The organism is Mucilaginibacter lappiensis (assembly GCF_900155965.1).
GTDB lineage: Bacteria > Bacteroidota > Bacteroidia > Sphingobacteriales > Sphingobacteriaceae > Mucilaginibacter > Mucilaginibacter lappiensis.
Window position 1 is genome coordinate 317,245 of the sequence record NZ_FTMG01000004.1, and the last position, 21,362, is coordinate 338,606.

Consider the following 21,362-nt stretch of genomic DNA (forward strand, 5'->3'; position numbering starts at 1 on the left):
ATGAATATAAGAGCATTTATTTTAACTGGACTTTTTGTTTTAACTGCTCTTATTTGTCTTAATTCGTTTACTGCCAAAAAGAGTCCATCACGTGATGATGACGGTAAAATACTTTTTACCAGGTATTGTACCAATTGTCATATGGCTCCCGATCCGGCCAGCTTAACTAAGGAGATCTGGCAAAATCATGTACTTCCTATTATGGCAAGCCGAATGGGGATCATCTATCCCAATTATGATCCTTTAAGGGGGTTAAGTGATGAGGAACGAGAGATCGTAAAAAAGAACCACATCATCCCCGATGAGCCGATATTGACCAATGAAGAGTATGGTAAGATCGTAAATTACATACTCAGTAATGCCCCCGATAGCGTATCACTGGATGAAAAAAGATTAACACGAAATAATCCGCTAAAACAATTCGAACGTCAGGATATACAAATAGCCGAAAAAACACCATCATTAATAACCGGCTTAGAATACAACACATCGACCAACACTCTTTGGATCGGTGATTTTTATAAAAAAGTATACAACTGGCAATATAACAAAGGCATAACCCGGGTTATGAACAGCAATAGTCCTGTAGTTGATTTTAACTTTTACAAAGGAGATACGTATTTTACAGAAATAGGCAAATTATACCCTACGGAGCTCAGCACCGGATCTTATTCGCAATTGAAGGACAGTATAAGTTCAACTTTAATTGCAGCCTTACATCGCCCTGTTCATGCCGAAATAGATGATCTGGACAACGATGGCGTGCCTGAAGTTGTAGTTTGTAATTTTGGGAATAAAATCGGCTCACTTTCTTTGTTCAAAAAAGACAAATCAGGAAAATATACTGAAGATGTATTACTACCATTAGCAGGTGCCATTAAGTGTTATATCAAAGACATGGATGGCGACGGCAAAAAGGATATTGTGGCTATGTTTTCGCAGGGGGATGAAAGTGTGTGGATTTTTTATCAAAAGGACAAACTAAAATTTAAGGCTAAAAGAGTTTTACGATTTCCGCCAAACTATGGTACAACCGATATGGTTTTGGTTGATTACAACCACGATGGCCTTACTGATATTGTAACTGTTCATGGCGACAACGCCGATTATTCCAATATCCTGAAAGCTTACCACGGCATTCGCCTCAACATCAATCAGGGAAATGGTGTATTTCAGGAAAAGTTCTTTTACCCGATATATGGCGTTACCAAGGTATTAGCGGAAGATTTTGACAAAGATGGAGATATTGATTTTGCTGCGACAGCTTTCTTTCCCGAATTTGGAAAACTGGTTGATGAGTCATTCGTGTACCTGGAGAATATAGATCAGAATAAATTCACTTTTAAATCATACACGCAAAAAAGTGAAGTCCCTATAAAAACTTTAACACTTGAAGCCGCAGACGTTGATGGAGATGGTGACCTGGATATTATAACTGGTAACTTTGCACAAAGCCCTGGCCCTGCCCCTGCGGGCCTTGATCAGAAATGGAAATCGGCTAAATATGGTTTGAGTATTTTCTTTAATCAGCTTTATAAAAGCAAGAGATAAAAACTTGTCATTCTGAGCACAGCGAAGAATCTATAAAGCGATCAATAGATTCTTCGCTGTGCTCAGGATGACAAATTAGTGAGCTGCTATTTTAACACCGACACCGCTTTGTTGGCATCACCTACACCCCAAACCGTTCCCGGTTTATTGCCCATAGTAATTATCAATTCGCCGCCATTGATGATGTCTTTGTGTGCAAAGTAGGTTTTGTTGTAAACCTTGCCATTTAACAACATAGCATTGATGTACTTATTTTGCGGACTATTGTTTTTAACCACGATATGGAAGGTCTTGTTGCCTTGCAATTTCAAAGTAGCTTCATTAATAACTGGGCTGCCGAAAACATACAGTCCGTTTGCCGGATTGGCGGAGTAAAACCCAAGTGCTGATAATACATACCAGGCCGACATTTGACCGACATCTTCGTTACCAATAATACCATCTGGTTTATCCGTATAAAAATCATCGAGGATATACCTTACTTTTTCGGCAGTTTTCCAGGGCTGGCCCGAGTAATCGTAAAAATAACTCATCGGGTGGCTTGGCTCATTACCATGCGCATACTGACCGATCAGACCAGATACATCGGGCGATTTGAATTTCCCCATATCGCCCTGAGCTATAAATAACGAATCGAGTTTGGTGTTGAACTTTGCTTCGCCGCCTAAAAGATTAATCAAACCTTCTACATCCTGTGGAACCAGGAAAGTATATTGCCAACCGTTGCCCTCTGTAAAATCGCCATGCTCATGGATAGAAATAAAGGGACTGTATGGTGTACGCCATGAGTTTTCTGATAGACGACCGCGCATAAAGCCAGCCTTAGGATCATAATAGTTTTTATAGTACTGACCTCGTTTGCTGAAGTAATCGTAATCGGCCTGTTTACCTAATTTTTTGGCAACCTGTGCAATACACCAGTCGTCAATAGCGTATTCCATACCCATGGAAACAGACTCTGCAGTACTATCAGCAGGAATATAACCCAAGCTTTTTACAAACTTAATACCACGGGCATCCTGCATGGCGGTGGTTTTCATAGCCTCATAAGCCAGATTAGCATCAAAACCTTTATACCCTTTTAACAAAGCATCGGCCACAACAGGTACTGCGCTGTAACCTACCATACAATTGGTTTCGTTGGCCATTAAATGCCAAACGGGCAAACTACCCTGTTGCTGATAAATAGCCAGCATAGAGTTGATCATGTCATTGGTATGTTCCGGATGGATAATGGTCGACAGTGGGTTATTAGCCCTGTAAGTATCCCATAAGGAGAATGTGGTTACATTATTGAATCCCTGGTTTTTATGTACCTTTTTATCCGTTCCCCAATACTCGCCATTCACATCATTAAATATTGATGGGGCTATCATGGTATGGTAAAAAGCGGTATAGAATTTTTTAAGCTGAGATAGCGAATCGGTTTTAATAGTAATTTTTTGAAGTTGGTTATTCCAGGCTTTATCAGCATCAACAACTACCTTATTAAAATCCCACCCTGGTATCTCGGCTTTGATGTTGAGCATAGCATTCTCGGAACTTACCGGCGATATACCTACTTTGGCATAAACAACCTCGCCTTGAGTTGTACTGAAGCTAATTACCCCTTTAACCTTGGTACCTTTTAACTCTGTACCAGCCGCATTGGAGATACTGTCATATACCGCGAAGGTTTTGATTGGCTTGGAGAAAACCGCGGTAAAATAAATACGCTGATCAACCGCCCAACCTTTTGAAAAGCGATAGCCGACAATGGTATTTTTATCAACCTGTTTAATATAAGTTTCCATTGGTCTGTCCCAGCCTATGCCTTCCTTTAGGTCGATTACAATATGCGCATCTTTTGTAGCCGGAAAAATATATTTATGCATGCCAACCCTTGTGCTTGCAGTAAGCTCTACGCCTATACTGTAACGTTTTAGCTTAACTTTATAATAACCTGGCTTTACTACTTCATCATGATGACTGAACAGTGAAGTATATCCGCTCTGCAGGTCTTTTATATTGCCTTTGGTTACTTTGATAGGGCCCGTAGTTGGCATAAAAGAAATATCGCCCAGATCACCTATACCGGTACCGCTCAAATGAGTGTGCTGAAAGCCAATGATAGTTGAATCTGATATATGATAGCCAGAACACCAATCCCAGCCCTCGGAAATATTGGTTGGCCCTAATTGTACGGCGCCAAAAGGCACACTGGCACCCACAAAAACGTGCCCATGAAAACCCGTACCGATATAAGGATCGACATATTGAGTTAAACTACCTGGTTTATTTGCATCGACCGTTTTATGCGCCTGACTAAATGAATTTGAACTAAACAATGCCAGTAACCCGGCCAAACAGATTTGTTTTTTCATTGAATGATTTTATAGAAATAGTATTGCGGTTTATAATTCTAAGCAAACATAAACCCAATACTTAATAGTTTATTAATAAACGCTTAATTCGGCAATTGTAATACCATTTCCCGCAATTACATGAACAGCCTCAAATTTAAAATATCTCGCTTTAATTGACTGTTTTAAAACAACAGGTTGTTCTATTAAACTTGCTTTAATATTGGAGAATTCGCCAGAGGCCATCTTTTGCCATTCCTTACCATCATTGCTGGTATAGAATACATAGCTATCCACAATTCCCTCAAACTGTTTATCCTGACGTGGCAAATATCCAAAAGCCTTAATCTCTTTAACACTGCCCAGATCAATGCTGATTTGCTGTGGAAAAGATGTACTTTCTTGTTTTAAAGTACTATAAAGCGAATGGCTATTTTCGTCAATAGCATTTTCAGCCTGGTTGTTATTACTTGCATCAATAACCTTCCAGTCAGCTTTGGCATATCCTAAGGAAACAAAAGCAGTTTCACTTTGCTGATCTTTTCCTTCAAAGCTGCGTGCTTTTATTACCGCATCATCAGTTGCAGTAAAAGAGCCTTTATACAATGATGACTTTAACGTTGGTTCCTGCCCGTTTAAGGTATAGTGAATAGAACTTACAGGAGCTTCGGTAGTGATGCTTATTTTACCGACTTTGTTACGGCCGATTTTTGGAGGAGTTAAATGAACAGGCTCTTTATAAATACCAAAATCACTCAAAGCTATAGCAGCTTGTGAGCCGGTGATTCGCAACCTTAATTTTGCAGCTGTAATGTTTTGCGTTAAGCGGATAAGGCGGTTACCTCCGATACTGGTTGCTGAAGCAATTTGCTGCCATTTGTTATTGATAAAAGCATCAACAGAAAGTGAGTCGATACGTTGTCCTAATTTGATATTTTCACGTAACCTGATCACATTAAATGTTTTAGAGCTGTGCAAATCAATAATTAATTGAGGTGTAGTTATTTTATCATCCGTAGCCCAATAGGTGTACCGGTCATTATCTAATAAAAACTGTGGCCCGTATTTAGCCTTATTATTACCGCGAACATTGCTGGCTGTAAGCGTTGCCCCTTTTGCCAAATTTACTGCAAAGGTTTGTTTCAACAACTCACCAAATTCTGTAAGCGATTTTACATCTATCTCATTAACAATCCCCCGCTGATCTGGGGATAATCCCAGATCAAGCGCCGCACCGCGACCAACGCTTTTGTAATAGAGATCAAGTAAAGTGTAAGGTGATTTTACTCCTCCATCCTGTGTTTTATGATAAAACCATCCGGGTCTTAATGATACATCGCACTCGGCAGGCATCCAGTATTTACCATCACGGGTGCCTTCAGTACCTTCATAGTCCTTTACATATCCATTACCGGGTTCTTTACCTTCATCAGGGGCATGTGGAGTATAAGTGGCCCAACAGGTTTCACCTGCATGCCCCTCTTCATTACCTACCCAGCGTACATCCGGGCCTACATCACCAAATATCACAACATTGGGTTGTAGTTTACGGGTAATGCCCCAGGTGTTTTTCCAATCGTAATAAGTTGAACGGTCAATTTTACGCACTTCTCGTTTACCACCATAGTAGCCATCGCCTCCATTAGCACCATCATGCCATGAAATAAACAGCGGGCCGTAATGAGTGTATAATTCTCTTAATTGTTCCTGATATATTTTTAAATATTCGGGCGTGCCGTAGTTGGGGTTATTCCTGTCCCATGGCGAGCAATAAACCCCCAGCTTCATTCCTAATTTATCACAAGCCTCACGGTATTCTTGCAGTATATCCCCCTTCCCATTTTTATACGGACTTTGTGAAATATTGTGCTCTGTTGTTTTAGTTGGCCAAAGACAAAAGCCATCATGGTGTTTTGCTACCACAACAACACCTTTAAATCCGCCAGCTTTAGCGGCAGCAACTATCTGCAAAGCGCTAAACTGCGATGGATTAAGCAATTTAGGATCTTCGTCACCATAACCCCACTCCTTGTTGGTATAAGTATCCAGACCATAATGAATAATACAATACATTCCCATTTCCTGCCAGTTGAGTTGCCCCTGGGTTGGTAAAGGTCCGTAAGGTTTGGGCGGTGCCTGACAAAAGCCATTTACGCTAATAATAATAAACAGGGAAAGTAAACCTATAATTTTCTTCATTGTTGATATTTAATTTTTAAACCATTCGGCAGGGATATCTTGCCGGGCCGAACCATTTACACTGTATTGTAGTTTAAGGGTAAAACCACCACCACCTTCAATAAAATCAAGCGCGAATGGATGTAAACCCATTTTTAAGGCTATCTGTCCGCTCCTTTCCTGTGCGGAGTGGTTGCCATCGTTATCAACCACCAATGTAGGACCGATTTTTAATACAGCACCATCATCTGCGGTTAAATAAAAGCTATAAATACCATCAGCGGGTACATCTATGTATCCTTTATAAGCAATACCAAATGACGGGGCTTTTACCGTTGCAGGCACCTCGATGGCAGTAGTTGTAAAAGTGCTATCAACCCTGGTTTTTTTCATCAGGGATGTTTGTTTGAAGTAAGCCTTGTAATATTTGCAATCTAATCCTGGTTTTGTGCCTCTGACTTTTACTGGGCCAAGCATGTATTGCTTCGTGTAATTCAAATTATAAACATCACCCCGTGTACCATTTGCAGTGAAAGGGGCCACCCTAACCAATTCATTATTAGTTATACTTAATACTGCAGGTAACTCACGTGATTTTGTATCGGGCAAGGAACCATCAGTTGTATAACGAATTATCAGAGAGGGCAATGGCTTGTTGATGCTTAAGCTTCCTTCATCGGTAAATACATAATTGTTTAGAAGTCTGGGAAGATCAGGTAAGCGATAGTTAATGTTCATGGCATCCATACGGCTATACTGCTTCACCAGGCGTTTTAGATAAGAATCATATTTATCAGGTTGGTTTGTCCATAGCATTTCTGCCAGGGCAGTAAGGCGGGGCATATACATATAATCCGCTCTTTTTTCAGAAGGTATCATTTCCGTCCAGATATTGGCTTGTGCACCGATGATAGATTTGGCTTCTTCGGCATTTAAAACCTTAGGAATAGGGTTAAAATGATATACCTTATCAACTGAATACTGATCGGGTTGATTATCAAAATATAAAGGCTCCCCTGGGGTCATGATAACCGTGTTGCCATTTTTAACCGCTTTTACCGGGGCATCTGGCACCCAAGTGCGCCAGTACATAATTATAGCTGTTGGACTAATACCACCTTCAATGATCTCGTCCCAACCAATCAACTTGCGACCTTTGGAGTTAAAGAATTTCTCCATGCGGTTAATAAAGTAACTTTGCAAAGCAGGTAGGTCTTTGATCCCTTCACGCTCCATTAATGCCTTACAATCTGCAGATTTACCCCAATCTGTACGATCGACTTCATCACCGCCAATATGGATGTACTGCGATGGAAAAATATCCATGATTTCGCTGTATACATTTTGTGCAAATTCGTAAGTAGATTCCAATCCCGGGCAAATAGGTTTGGTGAACAACGTGCCCCAGGAATTTTCACCATTACAGGTTAAAAAAGGATAGGAGTTAATAGCAGCCATCATATGACCTGGCATATCAATTTCAGGGATGATGTCGATATGACGGGCGGTGGCATAAGCTACCACACCTTTCATTTCCTGTTGGGTATAAAAACCACCGTACATGGTTTTACCATTACGCTGAACAATGTGTTCTTTGTCAATAACAAAATCAGGGTTGTCCTTTGCTTTTTTCATACAAGCCGAATCCTGGTTATTAAAAGTACGCCAGGCACCCTCTTCGGTTAGTTTTGGATATTTTTTGATCTCGATGCGCCAACCTTGATCATCAGTCAAATGCAGGTGAAGTTTGTTCATTTTGTAAAGCGCCATCCTGTCTATAAACTTTTTCAGATAGGCTACCGAAAAAAAATGCCGTGATACATCCAGGTGCATTCCACGCCAGGCATAAGCAGGCTGATCCTGGATAGTTACGGCCGGTAATAATAAAGTTTTACTTACTTTGTTCTTTTCGACAGAAACTGGTAACAATTGGCGAATAGTTTCAATCCCGTGAAATATACCAGCTGCGTCCTTAGCAGCAATGATCACCTGCTGTTTACTAACGGTTAACTTATAGGCTTCAGAGGCTGTTAACGAAGCATCATAAACCAAATTAATAGTACCGGGTTTATTGCTTTTGGTTATAGGCAATTTTCTGCCTAAACCTTTTAGCAATAACAGATCAAGTTGATTGGCTTCGTCGGTAAATTGTTTAGCAGCTACAATACTGGTTTTGTTACCGATAATAAAAGTCCCTTTACCGGCTACCAATTGCGTTGGGTAAGGTATCAGTGGAAAGCGGCTTGCTGTTTCCTGTGCGAGCGCAGCACTAAAACAAGTAAATATTGATGCCCCTGCCAACAAATATTTTGAAATAATTTTCATTTCTCTGTTTATTATTTATTTATAAATATTGTTCTTTCACCCACATTCCAGCCACTAATAGTTACAGCGAGATTCTTTTTGGCAGTGTTTTTATAATCAATGATGATTTTCTTTTCTTCGCCGGGTAACACGGTAACATAATTATCGCTGTAAAAAGCAGGTAATACCCGTTGTTTGGTATCCACATCTGTTAAAGACAGCCTGTTAAAAAATACCAACGGGCCATTACTAGTGTTAGTTAAGGTTACTTCTACCTTATCTGAACTTAAGGATTTAGCCGAAGCATTCAAGTTTCCTTTAGGCATGTTTTGTAAGCCAGAATAATTTCCGTTTCCGTCAGGCAACCAGTAAATATTTTCGCTGAGAGTCTTTTTGTCTTTATCTAATAATTGCAGGCAAAGGAATGCGCCTTTATCTTTTGCTAATTTATCCATTTCTCCCTTTAGTGAAAAATAGCGTTTAACAGTGGTTGGCGTCACATCAGAAAAAACCTGGGTAAGCATTTTTTCTTTGCCATCCATATCGTAGGCTTTAGCTACCAGCATCATATTGGTGTGGCTTTTAAAAGTATTGTTAGCTACCATCACCATACCATCGGTTGGGTCATACATAATGTGCAGAGGCTCGCTGCCGTTGTGTAAGCCATACAGGCAAGCGTTAGGATCCAGGTAATAATCATACATCTGCCCTCGCATAGCTGTCCAGGGGTTCTGAGTTTTCCATATAATGGTACCGGTGTACCACTCCCACATATGCGAGCTGAAACCCTCCATCAAACCGCGGTACTGATCATAATTAACCAATTGCGCTTTGGTTGCAAAGTCTTCTACATCTTTAGGTTTGCCATATTTATCAATAAAACCATCGTAACCAATATATTTATGATAATCCCAAACAGAATCGGTTTTAGTTTTACCGGTAGCCTCGTCATATTCCGGTAATACCATATTTTTAGCCGGGATAAATCTTTTGAGCGATTCATAATCACTTACACCCACCGAACCAACTTCGGAATTAAAAGGATAGGTTTTATGTGCCCAAAAAGTTGATAAAGGCTGAATACCGTAAGGCCCGTCGCCATTACCGCCCAGAACGTTACGTGACATTTCTTCGGAATTAGAATAAGGAATAAACCAACGGGTATTATCCAACTTAGGCATGATACTATCGCGCAAAGATATCAGCATATCCTCGGGTGGCGTAATCTCATTACCACCGCACCAAATAGCCAGTGAAGGATAATTACGTACCAATTTTACCTGGTCTTCAATTGATTTAAGATATAAGCCATGATCGTCAGGATATTTTCGGCGCGTCCATTGATCATCCAATTTCATCTGATCTGTCCAGCGACCGTTACAATCACCCGATCCCCACATATCCTGAAAAACCAACATACCATACCGGTCACACGCTTCGTAAAACTCTGGGCGCTCAATCAATGCTCCACCCCAAACCCTGATGAGGTTAAGGTTCATGTCACGATGGAAACGAACTTCGGCATCATAACGGGCATCTGAAAAGCGTAACATCTCATCAGATACTATCCAGTTGCCACCTTTGATAAATATTTTTTGACCATTGATATTGATCTGCCTGCTCTCTGTTCGGGCATTCCACTCTGTGGTAATCTGTCTTACTCCTACTTTTATATTATCCTGGTCAGATACCTGGTTGGCACCGGTTATAAACTGCAGATTCATGGGATACAGATGCTGTGCACCATACCCATTAGGCCACCAGAGTTTCGGATTTTTTAAAGCATAATCATTGAGTTGTACCGTTTGTGTTGAATTGGCTTTCAACGTAATTTTTTTTGATACTATGTTGCCATCCAAAGTGTACTTTAGCTCACCAGTAACAGGCACGTTGCTTGCATTTTGCAAGTCTGCCGATACCTGGACAATAGCGGGTTGCTGCGGGCCTTCCGACTGCCTTACTCCCGGTACCAGAGTTATAATGTACGGATCTTTAATTCTTACTGCTCCTGTTTTTTCTATAGTTACTTTATCCCAGATACCGGTATTGCGATCTTTAATCGGTTGTATCCAATCCCAGCCGGCAGTATATTGAATACCCACATTACGGGCAATAGTACCGTCCCCCCCCTGGCCTCCGTTAGGGTTGCCTACTACATCAGGAGGATAAACAATAACAGCTATCCGGTTATTGCCGTCTTTAGCCATCCATTTGGTAATGTTGTATGACTGGCGTAAAAACATACCTGTATGTGGCTTATCATTTAATTTATGACCATTTAAAAACACATCACAGCTGTAATTTACCCCTCTAAAATTCAGATAAACCTGATTGCCTCCAATAGCCTGCGCTTCTTTAAAATCTTTTACAAACCAATAAGTATAATAACCGCGACCTGTTCTGTAAATGTCTGGGAGCTGTTCGTTATTCATGCCGTAAAATGGATCTGGCATTTTATGAGCTGCTACCAGGCTGGTTAATACTGTGCCTGGCACAATGGCCGGCATCCACTTGCTGGTATTGTAGGTTGTATGCGAAATATCTGTTCCTGCTTCTTTTACATTACTTATTGGGGCACATTTCCATCCTTCATTTAGTTCATATTTATTTTGCGCATTTGCCGTAATGCTTTGAAAAACAGCATAAAACATGAACAATGTTACTATTGAGGATTTAAAAGATACAGATCTGACTGCAGGATAATTTTTTTTCATTATTAGGTGGGGTGATTGTTTCAAAATTAAGCACTGCAATGAACGCAGAATTATATTTGTTTGGTAATTTAATGTGGTTTTTTATCCTATTATTTAATATTCCAGTTTAAAACAGGCGGCATCATTTAAACCGCTATTTTGTTGTAAAACCACAGGGATGCTGATCACTATTTCATTATTTTGTTGTTTCCATTTCAGGTTCTGTTTGCTTCCTAACAAAATTACTTTTCGTGACTTACCAGCTTTGATCGAAACGGTTGCAGGCAGTGTTACCTTCTCCTTATCTGATAACATAAAAGCATATATAGCTTTATCATTTTTTGCCTTGGTGTAAAAAATATTCCCCGTTGAATATGGAGCAACCGATTTGGAATTGTAAATGCCTTCTCCATTTATATTTATCCAGGAGCTTATACCTTTTAAGCGTTCATAGGCCACAGGATCCCAATCACCGTCAGGACCTGGGCCGATATTCATCAATAGGTTGCCCCCACGCGATACTATTTTAACCAGTAATTGTACAATTTGCTGCACCGATTTATAATGATCGCCAGGCACATAGCTCCAGGAGTTACCCATAGTAATACAGCTTTCCCAGGGATGATTAAGTGGTACTTCGGGTACTTCCTGCTCGGGGGTTGTATAATTTTCATATTGACCTGATACCGTACGGTCGACCACGATAAGACCAGGTTGTTTTTGCCTGCCCATTGCAGCAATTTTAGGCATATCAATATCCTGATCATATTGAATCCCCCTTTGCCATTCCACTGTACTATCGATACTTTTCTTAGGACGCACCCATCCCCCATCAAGCCACAGAATATCTACTTTTCCGTATCCGGTCATCAGCTCGCTGATCTGGTTATAAGTAAAGTCTTTAAATTTCTGCCAGCGCTCGGGATATTTTTTGGGGTCATAGTTCACATTTCTATCTTTTGGTGGAAAATAGGGCCACCAATAATTTTCCGTATGCCAATCGGGTTTTGAAAAATAAGCACCTATCATGAAGTTTTCTTTACGAAAGGCGTTGAATACCTCTTTAGTAACATTGCTTCTTGGGTTAGTTGAAAACGGCGTTTTTGAACTAGTAATCTTATAATCAGTTTCTTTAGTATCAAACATGCAAAAACCATCGTGGTGCTTTGTTGTAAATATCACGTATTTCATACCGGCATCCTTTGCTGCCTGTACCCATTTTTCGGGATTAAACTTTACCGGGTTAAATGTGGTCTGCAAGTTTTCATAAGCAGCTTTATAGCCATTATAGGTAGCCCCGTATGGGCCACGACGTTGAGTCCAGCCCTCATCTTCGGGACAAATGCTCCAGCTTTCAACCACACCCCATTGGCTATAAGTTCCCCAATGCATAAAAAGTCCGAATTTAAGATCCTGCCATTCCGTTAACTTTTGTTCGACCAAAGAATCTCCGGGAGGGACATACTGCTTAGAAACATTATGTTTTTGCGCTATTAGGGATGCGCTAAAAAAACTTAGAACAAGAAACGTAAAGGTTTTTTTCATGTTAAATGGAGTTTAATATAACTGACAACAATAATAGGTGTATTGCTTACACTTTTTAAATTTTTTTAATAAATATTGATACTTTGCCAATAAAATTTCTTTTTTAGTAATTAATGTTTTATTATTGTTAGACCGATATTAAGATTTAAATTTAAGTGATTAATTAAAAATTCCCGGGTTTTGAAAGACAGAAAGGTTGATACACTAAACTTGTGGAAACTCATTTGCAACAATAATGATGAAAAAGCTTTTGAGCTTTTATTTCATTTACTAAATAATTCACTTACCAAATTTTGTATCCTGTACGTTAATCAGCGGGAGATAGCGGAAGAGATTGTCTCTGATGTATTTGTTAAATGCTGGTTAAATCGAAAAACCTTAACCGAAATATTAAACCCTGAAACCTATCTGTTTGTAGCTGTAAAAAACCAATCCTTAAATCACATTAAAAAATACTCCAGCATCCACCTGGTACAGATCGAAGAAACTAATTCTGTTGAATTTGTAAATACTTACAATCCGCAAAGAGAAATCGAGAATAAAGAATTGATCTTCAGAATGGATAAAGCCATTACTGCTCTTCCTCAGCAATGTCGTATCGTGTTCAGACTGATCAAAGAGGATGGAATGAAATATAAAGAAGTTGCCGAAATTTTAAATATATCGCCACGTACCGTACAAACACAGCTTTTTAGGGCTATTAAAAAATTAAGTATAGTTCTAAGTAATTATGATAAACTTAATAATCCAAAAGTACATACAAGCAATATATTCAAGGCATTAAGTGTGATTATTGGTATTTGGCAACTATTTTTTATAAACTTGTAGGTATTTTATTAAAAATAGTTGTCCACCTATAAAAAGCACGAAATATCAAAAATGGGCAATGATAGATTTATAGAGCTGGTTAGTAAAAAATTAACCAATGAAATCAGCTCTGAAGAAAGCGAAGAGCTTCAACATTGCTTAAATTCCGACGAAATAAATCGCCGTGATTTCGAGTTCCTTAATATTTACTGGAATAGTAATGACACCGAATTTGCGGATAATGCCCTGGCATTTCAAAAAATAAAAACAAAAATCAAAAGTCAGGAAGTTGATTCGTCTTTAACTTCAGGTTCAAAAAAATCTTATTCATATGTTTGGCGCGCCGCTGCAGCCGTTGTTTTACTTGCCGGTTGTTCCTGGTTTTTTTATTCCCGCTTTGTTAGTAAAAGGATTAACCTGCTTACTACTACCCCTAATGCATGGCAAAATAAAAATACCGTTAAACGTGAAAAATCAACTATTGTACTTACCGATGGCACACTAATTACTTTAAACTCGCAAAGCACACTTAAATACCCTGCTGTATTCACTGGTAAAACCCGCGAAGTTTATCTAAGTGGCGAAGCTTTTTTTGATGTACATAAAGATCATGAACATCCGTTTATTATTCATACTGAAAAAATGAATATTAAGGTATTGGGCACCGCTTTCAATGTAAAATCTTACCCAAATGACCCTCAAAGTGAAACTACGCTTATTAGGGGTACTATAGAAGTTACGCTTGACGACAGGCCTTCTGACCGTATCATATTAAAACCAAGTGAAAAACTCATTGTAAAAAACGGTTTGTTTACAACCAGGCACCGAAGTACAGCCAAACTTAAACATGCTGAGAGCAGTTCAGGTATGCAATATGTACTTACTACCTTTACCCGTCTGCAACAAGATGATAGCACCATAGTTGAAACCTCATGGACACAAAATAAATTCATTTTCCGGGATGAAAGTTTCCCTATTCTGGCTGATCGGATGGAAAGATGGTATGGAGTAGATATCAAATTTAAAAATGATGCCTTAAAGCAATACCGTTTTAGCGGTGTTTTTGAAAAGGAAACTATAAGCCAGGCCCTTAACGCATTACGCATGACTGAAAGTTTTAATTATAAGATTAAAAACTCAACTATTTATATTTATTAGATTGCCTATGAAATTAAAGTTTACTTAATATTTAAAGAACGAGGCCTGATGTAACAAATTTCCGGGAAACCGACAATTGTTACATTTTTTTTATATAATTACCTCCACCTGTACGGGGCCTGCAGACCCATCTATTCCTTATTAAATTTTATGTAAATTTAAAACACAACGACAGTGTAAAGGCAAATATTGACTATAATGTCCTTATTGATAAATGAAATTAACTTGTACTTTAATCATATTCTTTAATTTTCTGATCTTAAGTTCTCATGCCCAAACACGTGTAAGCATCAATCTGCAATCGGCCGATTTTCGTAAGCTATTATCAATAATTGAACATCAAAGCAGCTATCATTTTGTTTATAGTGAGCGCAAGGTACCGGTAATGAAAAAGGTAACCATTGATGCAAAGGATGAAGAGGTTATAAAAGTATTAGATGAAATTTTACTCAATTCTGGCTTTGCGTACACCGAACTGGCCAATCACCTGGTGGTTATAGCCCCAACCACTGAGATTATTAATATAACTAAGATAAGTGGTCATGTGACCGGTGAAAAAGGCGAACCACTAGCTGGCGCCACAGTGATGGTAAAGGGTTCAACAGCGGGTACCCCAACCGGAACAGATGGTTTTTTCTCATTTGAAGCGCCGGAGCATTCTATCCTAAGGGTAAGTTATGTGGGTTATCAGACAAAAGAAGTAAGAGTATCAGGAACTACTCCATGTGTTATACAATTATCTGCTAGCAATGTGCTTAATGAGGTGGTTGTAACCGCGCTAGGTATAAAAAAAGACGAGAAAAAGGTTGGATATTCTGTAAGCACTATTAGTGGTGATTTGCTTGATAAAGCAAAAGAAACTAATATTGCCTATTCGCTCGAAGGCCGGGTTGCGGGTTTAAGTATTAGTGGTGTAAGCGGTGGACCTGGTTCATCTGCGCGTATATTATTAAGAGGAGTAACTAGTTTCGGCGCTGCGTCACCTCTATTCATCATCAATGGTATACCTATTGATAATACTCAAAGAGGTACCGCTAATGAATGGGGAGGTGCTGATTTTGGTGATGGTATTAGCAATATCAACCCTGATGATGTGGAGAGTTTGACAGTTTTAAAAGGACAATCCGCTTCTGCATTATACGGCGCCAGAGCGGCCAATGGTGTTATTTTGATCACAACAAAAAGCAATAAAAAAAATGCAGGCTTTGGAGTTGAAGTAAATAGTAATTATCAATTAGATAAAGCAGTTAATACCTTTGATTATCAAACTGTTTATGGACAGGGTGAAAACGGTGTTAGACCACAAAATATAAATGGTGCCATATCTACAGGTAATTTAGGTTGGGGCGAAAAACTTGATGGCAAACCAACCATTCAATTTGATGGTAAATATTATCCATACTCTGCTGTAAATGATAATATCACTAAGTTTTACCGAACAGGGGCATCCGCAACAAATACCATTGCTTTTAGCGGTGGAGGCGACAATGGAGGATTCAGACTTTCACTCTCAAATCTTAGTAATAACTCTATTGTTCGTAATAGTGGTTTATCCCGCAAAACCGTAAATCTTACCGCAAATCAAAATGTATCTTCAAAACTCAGCTTAAACGTTGTAGCTAACTATATTCAGGAATCATCAAACCTTAAGCCAAATTTAAGCGATGGACCGATGAATGCCAATAATATACAATACCTTGCTGCTAACGAAAATCAGGCTGCGCTAGCGCCTGGAACAAATGCCGATGGTTCGGAGCTACGCTGGAATAACAATTCTTTTATCACTAACCCTTACTTTGCTGTATATAAATTTGTCAATAACATCAGTCGGCAGCGACTTATTGCAGCCATAGCAACAAAGTACAATTTTAATAATTGGGTGTATGCACAGGCAAGGCTTGGTAATGATGTTTTATACGATAAAAGATTAACGATCATACCTACAGGTACTGCTTATAGCCCTGGGGGGGCGGGTGATATTGATGAACAATCAGAAACGCAACGATCAGAGCTAAATACAGATATACTAATTGGTGCGAAACATGACATCGTCAAAAATCTGCTTAATTTTGATATATCTGGAGGGGCAAGCTTACGTAAAAACAGTTATGAATATACCAAGCTTTTTGGAGGTCCTTTCATTATCCCCTATTTTTATAGTTATGAGAACTTAACGGTAAAAAACAGTAGTTACAGTTATAAAAGCAGCGAAACACATTCAGCCTATTATACTGCAGATTTTTCTATCAAAAAATACCTAACGATCAACAATACAGGGAGGTTTGATGCTTACTCTACCCTTCCTGCGGGTCATCGTGGCATATTTACGCCATCAGTATCGGCCAGCTTTATATTTTCGGAGCTTACACATATACCAGCGCTTGATTTTGGTAAACTTCGCATTTCATACGCTCAAACCAGCGGGGAACCTTCCGACACTTATATAACCTCCCAATATTATACCATTAATAATTCTGTTAATGGTGTTCCTGCGGCTGGTTTTTCTAATACTCTGCCTAATTTATTTTTAAAACCTTATACCCTAACCGAAACCGAAGTCGGTATCGATCTTAAATTTTTGAATGGCCGCTTAGGTTTAGATGCTGCTTTTTTTCATCGAAAAACACGAAATGAAATAATTAAGGGTGATCTTGATATATCATCAGGCTTTACCACACGGTTCATTGGTACAGGGTCAACCCAAAATAACGGTATCGAGATTGAATTAAACGGAACCCCTTTTAAAACAGCCAATTTTGTATGGGCCCCCTCTTTTAATTTCACCTATGTACAAAACAAGATACTCCAAACCGATGGCACTCCTCAATCAGCAAATATCAGTTTTGGAACTTACCGGCCACTGAATGCTACTACAGCATTAGTTAAAGGACTACCTGGGCCACAAATCATGGCAAATGATTATCTGCGCAATGCAAGCGGGCAAATCATATTTGATGCTAATGGGTTACCTCTGGCAGGCCCACGAGTACCAATGGGTAGTGCCGTACCTAAAATTTATGGTGGCTTTAATAATAATTTCACCTATAAAAACTTGAATCTTTCCTTCCTGATTGATTACCGGTATGGGAACAAAATTCTATCTGCCACTAATTATAACAGCATTTACCGGGGGTTGAACAAATTAACGCTTGTTGGTCGTGAAGGTGGCGTTGTTGGTGACGGGGTGACACTAACGGGGGCCAAGAATACAATATCCGTACCTGCGGAAAACTATTATCAGGCGTTGGCGCAAAACATATCAGCACTCAATGTTCTGGATGGCAGCTTTATTAAGCTACGACAAGTTACCCTTGGATATACTTTTTCAAAAGGTGTTTTAAGAAATTCTCCAATTGAAGGTATAACCGTATCTTTAGTGGGTCGTAATCTTTGGACAATTATGAAACACTCGGACAATATCGACCCTGAATCGGGCTTCTCGCCCGATATTAAATATGCAGGTATTGAAGGCGCAAGCTTACCTCCTACTCATACATATGGAATTAACCTTAATATTAAACTTAAAAAGTAATCAGAAAAAAATGGCTCCAACCATAAAAAACCTCATCAGATTGTCAGCCGTTACGATGGCAATATTGTTCATTAGTATTGCTACTCAGGCACAACAAAAACTTTTTTATAAAGATGTTTCGCAATCGATTGAGATAAGGGTAAAAGATCTTTTATCCAAGCTTACACTAGAAGAAAAAATATCCCTTTTAGGTTATCGCAGCCAGGCAGTGCCCCGCTTAGGTATACCGGCATATAATTGGTGGAACGAGGCGCTGCACGGTGTTGCCCGCGCCGGAGAAGCTACTATATTTCCTCAGGCTATAGGTATGTCGGCAACATTTAATGACGAACTTTTGAAGGATGTATCAACGGCTATATCGACAGAGGCCCGTGCCAAATATAACCTCGCTATAGCACAGGACAGGCATTTACAATACATGGGGCTTACCTTCTGGACACCTAATATTAATATCTTCCGCGATCCGCGCTGGGGCCGCGGACAGGAAACTTATGGCGAAGATCCATTTTTAACCGGCCGTATGGGTTCAGCTTTTGTTAAAGGTTTGCAGGGAGATGATCCGCGTTACCTAAAAGCCTCTGCTACCGCCAAACACTTCGCGGTTCATAGCGGCCCTGAAGCGGAACGTGATCGATTTGATGCGAAGGTGGATGAAAAGGACTTGCGCGAAACCTATTTATACGCCTTCCATGAACTGGTAGATGCTGGCGTAGAATCAGTAATGAGCGCTTATAACCGCGTAAACGGCGTACCCAATTCCATCAACAAAGTATTGCTTACTGATATATTACGCAAGGAATGGGGATTTAAAGGACATGTGGTTACCGATTGCGGCGCCCTTGATGATGTTTATTTGACCCATAAAACTTTACCAACGGCTGTCGAAGTTGCCGCGGCTGCCTTGAAAGCCGGTGTAAATTTAGATTGTTCATCTATTTTACAAAATGATGGAATGAAAGCCATTCAACAAAAACTGTTAACGGAGAAGGATGTGGATATGGCATTGACCCCAATTTTACGCACCGAGTTTAAACTTGGTTTTTATGACGATCCGAACCTCAACCCTTATCATAGTTATGGTGTAGATAGTATTCATAATACGCAGCATATAGCCCTTGCCCGTAAAGTAGCCCAGCAAAGTATGGTGTTACTTAAAAACGATAAAAATATTTTACCATTGACTAAGGCCAATGTATCCAGTATTATGGTTGTGGGCCCAAATGCTGCATCTCTTGATGCCATGGTGGCTAACTATCACGGTACAAGCAGTAAGGTAATAAACTTTGTGGAAGGTATCACCGCTGCGGTTAGTAAATCAACAAGGGTTGAATATGATCTGGGTTGCGATTACAAGGATACTACTCATTTTGGCGGTACTTGGGCCGCTGGTAATGCTGATGTTACCATAGCGGTGATCGGATTATCGCCAGTATTAGAAGGCGAAGCGGGTGATGCGTTTTTATCAAACAGTGGTGGCGACAAAAAAGACCTGAGCTTGCCTGCCAGCGAGATCGCATTTATAAAAGCTTTGAGAAAAGGTGTTAAAACCAAACCCATTATTGCTGTGATTACAGCAGGTAGTGATGTAGATGTTTCGGCTATTGAGCCTTATGTTGATGCGGTTATATTTGCCTGGTATCCTGGTGAACAAGGTGGTAACGCCCTGGCCGATATTGTATTTGGCGATGTTTCTCCTTCGGGCCATTTACCGCTTACATTTTACAAAGACATAAGCAACCTACCAGACTATCAGAATTACAATATGAAAGGTCGTACCTATAGATATTACGACGGTCCGGTTCAATATCCGTTTGGCTTTGGTCTAAGCTATACCTCATTTGCCTACATTTTGGAGAGTAAGCCTAAAACTCTCTATAAAAAGACAGACACATTATCCGTAACAGTTAAAGTACAAAACACAGGCAAAATGAATGGTGACGAGGTTGTTCAGGCATATATTGAATACCCAAAGCTTGATAGGATGCCCATTAAGGAATTAAAAAGTTTTAAGCGTATCAGTCTGACAAAAGATAGTGAAGGATCGGTTACTCTAAAAATACCTGTACAGGATCTGCAAAAATGGGATATGGCCTCCCATCAATGGAAAATATATCCGGGCAAATACAAATTAGTGCTTGGCTGTAATTCTGCTGATGAAAAAGCAAGCGTTGATTTTACTATAACTAAATAAAATATAATGAAGCTTAATATCCAGAACAGTTCAGGATATTAAGCTTCATTTACAGATACCATAGCTTTTATTACGCCCATTTCAGGATTTAGCCAATCGGCAAACTCATCTTTTACCTCATTAAATTCAACCCGGTGCGTAATGTAGGTCAGTGGATCTACCAATCCGTTTTTCATGGAATTTACCACATGTTCAAAATCTGCCCTTGTAGCATTTCTGCTGCTCATTAATGTGCCTTCGCGTTTATGAAACTCTGGGTGACTAAAGTTAATTTCTCCTTTTTGCAAACCAATAAGTATATACCTTGCCCCATGAGCCATATATTGGAAGGAATTATTGATAGCTTTGAGATTACCCGTTGCATCAATTATAACAGTAGGCATATTACCTTGAGTTATTTCCATTAATTGCTCCGTTACGTTATTGTCTTTAGCATTTACGGTATATGCAACTTTCAATTTATCTTTACAAAATTGTAAACGCTGTTCATTAATATCTAAGGCAATCACCTTTGCACCGGCAATCCTGGCAAATTCCATGGTTCCTAAACCAATAGGTCCGGCACCAATCACCAGCACAAATTCATCTGGCTGTACACTAGCCCTTCTGATACCATGAGCACCTATAGCCAATGGCTCTATCAATGCCAATTCATCAAAGCTCAACCCGTTTCCATGAACCAGTGATGACGAAGGAACTGATAAGTATTCGCTCATGCCCCCGTCAATATGCACGCCGCAAACTTTAATACTGGTACAGCAATTGGGTTTATTATTAACGCAAGCGATACAAACACCACAATTGAAATACGGTATAAAAGTCACCGCCTCGCCGATTTCAAAACCTGGAGCATTGTCAACCTCAACTAATTCACCGGAAAGCTCGTGTCCTAATATGCGAGGATAGGTAAAATAGGGCTGAGTTCCTTCAAAGGCATGCAGATCTGTCCCACAAATGCCAATACGTTTTATTTTAATAATAGAATGGTCTTTAGTTAAAACAGGTTTATCGGTCTTTTGATAGGTTAAAAGTCCAGGTTCAGTACAGCTTAGTATATCCAT

General features: G+C 39.6%; 11 protein-coding genes. 5 read left to right on the plus strand and 6 right to left on the minus strand.

What is annotated here, in order from left to right; all coding sequences use genetic code 11:
- A complete protein-coding gene (locus tag BW976_RS10855; protein ID WP_076373304.1) occupies window positions 1-1,551 on the plus strand; it encodes an FG-GAP repeat domain-containing protein in 1,551 nt (516 codons plus the stop codon).
- Between the two features lie 86 nt (window positions 1,552-1,637).
- On the opposite strand, the gene BW976_RS10860 is transcribed toward BW976_RS10855, so the two are convergent.
- The 5 genes from BW976_RS10860 to BW976_RS10880 form a co-directional block, all read right to left on the minus strand.
- A complete protein-coding gene (locus tag BW976_RS10860; RefSeq protein WP_076373305.1) occupies window positions 1,638-3,914 on the minus strand; it encodes a GH92 family glycosyl hydrolase in 2,277 nt (758 codons plus the stop codon).
- A 72-nt stretch (window positions 3,915-3,986) separates the two neighbouring features.
- A complete protein-coding gene (locus BW976_RS10865; protein WP_076373306.1) occupies window positions 3,987-6,092 on the minus strand; it encodes an alpha-L-fucosidase in 2,106 nt (701 codons plus the stop codon).
- A gap of 9 nt (window positions 6,093-6,101) precedes the next feature.
- Complete coding sequence (locus BW976_RS10870; protein ID WP_076373307.1) at window positions 6,102-8,396, minus strand: family 20 glycosylhydrolase; 2,295 nt, start codon at window positions 8,394-8,396, stop codon at window positions 6,102-6,104.
- An 11-nt stretch (window positions 8,397-8,407) separates the two neighbouring features.
- Window positions 8,408-11,089 (minus strand): glycoside hydrolase family 2 protein, encoded by a 2,682-nt coding sequence (locus BW976_RS10875; RefSeq protein ID WP_076373308.1) that lies wholly within the window; start codon window positions 11,087-11,089, stop codon window positions 8,408-8,410.
- 93 nt (window positions 11,090-11,182) lie between these two features.
- A complete protein-coding gene (locus tag BW976_RS10880; protein WP_076373309.1) occupies window positions 11,183-12,613 on the minus strand; it encodes an alpha-L-fucosidase in 1,431 nt (476 codons plus the stop codon).
- 180 nt (window positions 12,614-12,793) lie between these two features.
- Here BW976_RS10880 and BW976_RS10885 point away from each other — a divergent pair, with 180 nt between their 5' ends.
- The 4 genes from BW976_RS10885 (at window position 12,794) to BW976_RS10900 (ending at window position 20,301) form a co-directional block, all read left to right on the plus strand.
- Window positions 12,794-13,441 carry an RNA polymerase sigma-70 factor gene (locus BW976_RS10885; protein WP_175614090.1) on the plus strand — a complete coding sequence of 216 codons (648 nt, stop codon included), beginning with the start codon at window positions 12,794-12,796 and terminating at the stop codon, window positions 13,439-13,441.
- A 51-nt stretch (window positions 13,442-13,492) separates the two neighbouring features.
- A complete protein-coding gene (locus BW976_RS10890) occupies window positions 13,493-14,578 on the plus strand; it encodes a FecR family protein (RefSeq protein WP_139332272.1) in 1,086 nt (361 codons plus the stop codon).
- Between the two features lie 214 nt (window positions 14,579-14,792).
- Complete coding sequence (locus BW976_RS29710; RefSeq protein WP_139332273.1) at window positions 14,793-18,110, plus strand: SusC/RagA family TonB-linked outer membrane protein; 3,318 nt, start codon at window positions 14,793-14,795, stop codon at window positions 18,108-18,110.
- Between the two features lie 10 nt (window positions 18,111-18,120).
- Window positions 18,121-20,301: a glycoside hydrolase family 3 protein gene (locus tag BW976_RS10900; protein WP_245834679.1), complete on the plus strand. Its 2,181-nt coding sequence runs from the start codon at window positions 18,121-18,123 to the stop codon at window positions 20,299-20,301.
- Between the two features lie 38 nt (window positions 20,302-20,339).
- On the opposite strand, the gene BW976_RS10905 is transcribed toward BW976_RS10900, so the two are convergent.
- Window positions 20,340-21,362, minus strand: coding sequence for a zinc-binding alcohol dehydrogenase family protein (locus BW976_RS10905; protein WP_076373312.1), 1,023 nt, complete (start codon window positions 21,360-21,362; stop codon window positions 20,340-20,342).

Excerpts from the sequence above, each read along its gene's own strand:
- BW976_RS10855 (WP_076373304.1), top strand. The coding sequence starts at position 1 with ATGAATATAAGAGCATTTATTTTAACTGGACTTTTTGTTTTAACTGCT.
- BW976_RS10905 (WP_076373312.1), bottom strand. The coding sequence starts at position 21,362 with ATGGATATACTAAGCTGTACTGAACCTGGACTTTTAACCTATCAAAAG.
- BW976_RS29710 (WP_139332273.1), top strand. The coding sequence starts at position 14,793 with ATGAAATTAACTTGTACTTTAATCATATTCTTTAATTTTCTGATCTTA.
- BW976_RS10865 (WP_076373306.1), bottom strand. The coding sequence starts at position 6,092 with ATGAAGAAAATTATAGGTTTACTTTCCCTGTTTATTATTATTAGCGTA.
- BW976_RS10870 (WP_076373307.1), bottom strand. The coding sequence starts at position 8,396 with ATGAAAATTATTTCAAAATATTTGTTGGCAGGGGCATCAATATTTACT.
- BW976_RS10880 (WP_076373309.1), bottom strand. The coding sequence starts at position 12,613 with ATGAAAAAAACCTTTACGTTTCTTGTTCTAAGTTTTTTTAGCGCATCC.
- BW976_RS10900 (WP_245834679.1), top strand. The coding sequence starts at position 18,121 with ATGGCTCCAACCATAAAAAACCTCATCAGATTGTCAGCCGTTACGATG.
- BW976_RS10875 (WP_076373308.1), bottom strand. The coding sequence starts at position 11,089 with ATGAAAAAAAATTATCCTGCAGTCAGATCTGTATCTTTTAAATCCTCA.
- BW976_RS10860 (WP_076373305.1), bottom strand. The coding sequence starts at position 3,914 with ATGAAAAAACAAATCTGTTTGGCCGGGTTACTGGCATTGTTTAGTTCA.
- BW976_RS10890 (WP_139332272.1), top strand. The coding sequence starts at position 13,493 with ATGGGCAATGATAGATTTATAGAGCTGGTTAGTAAAAAATTAACCAAT.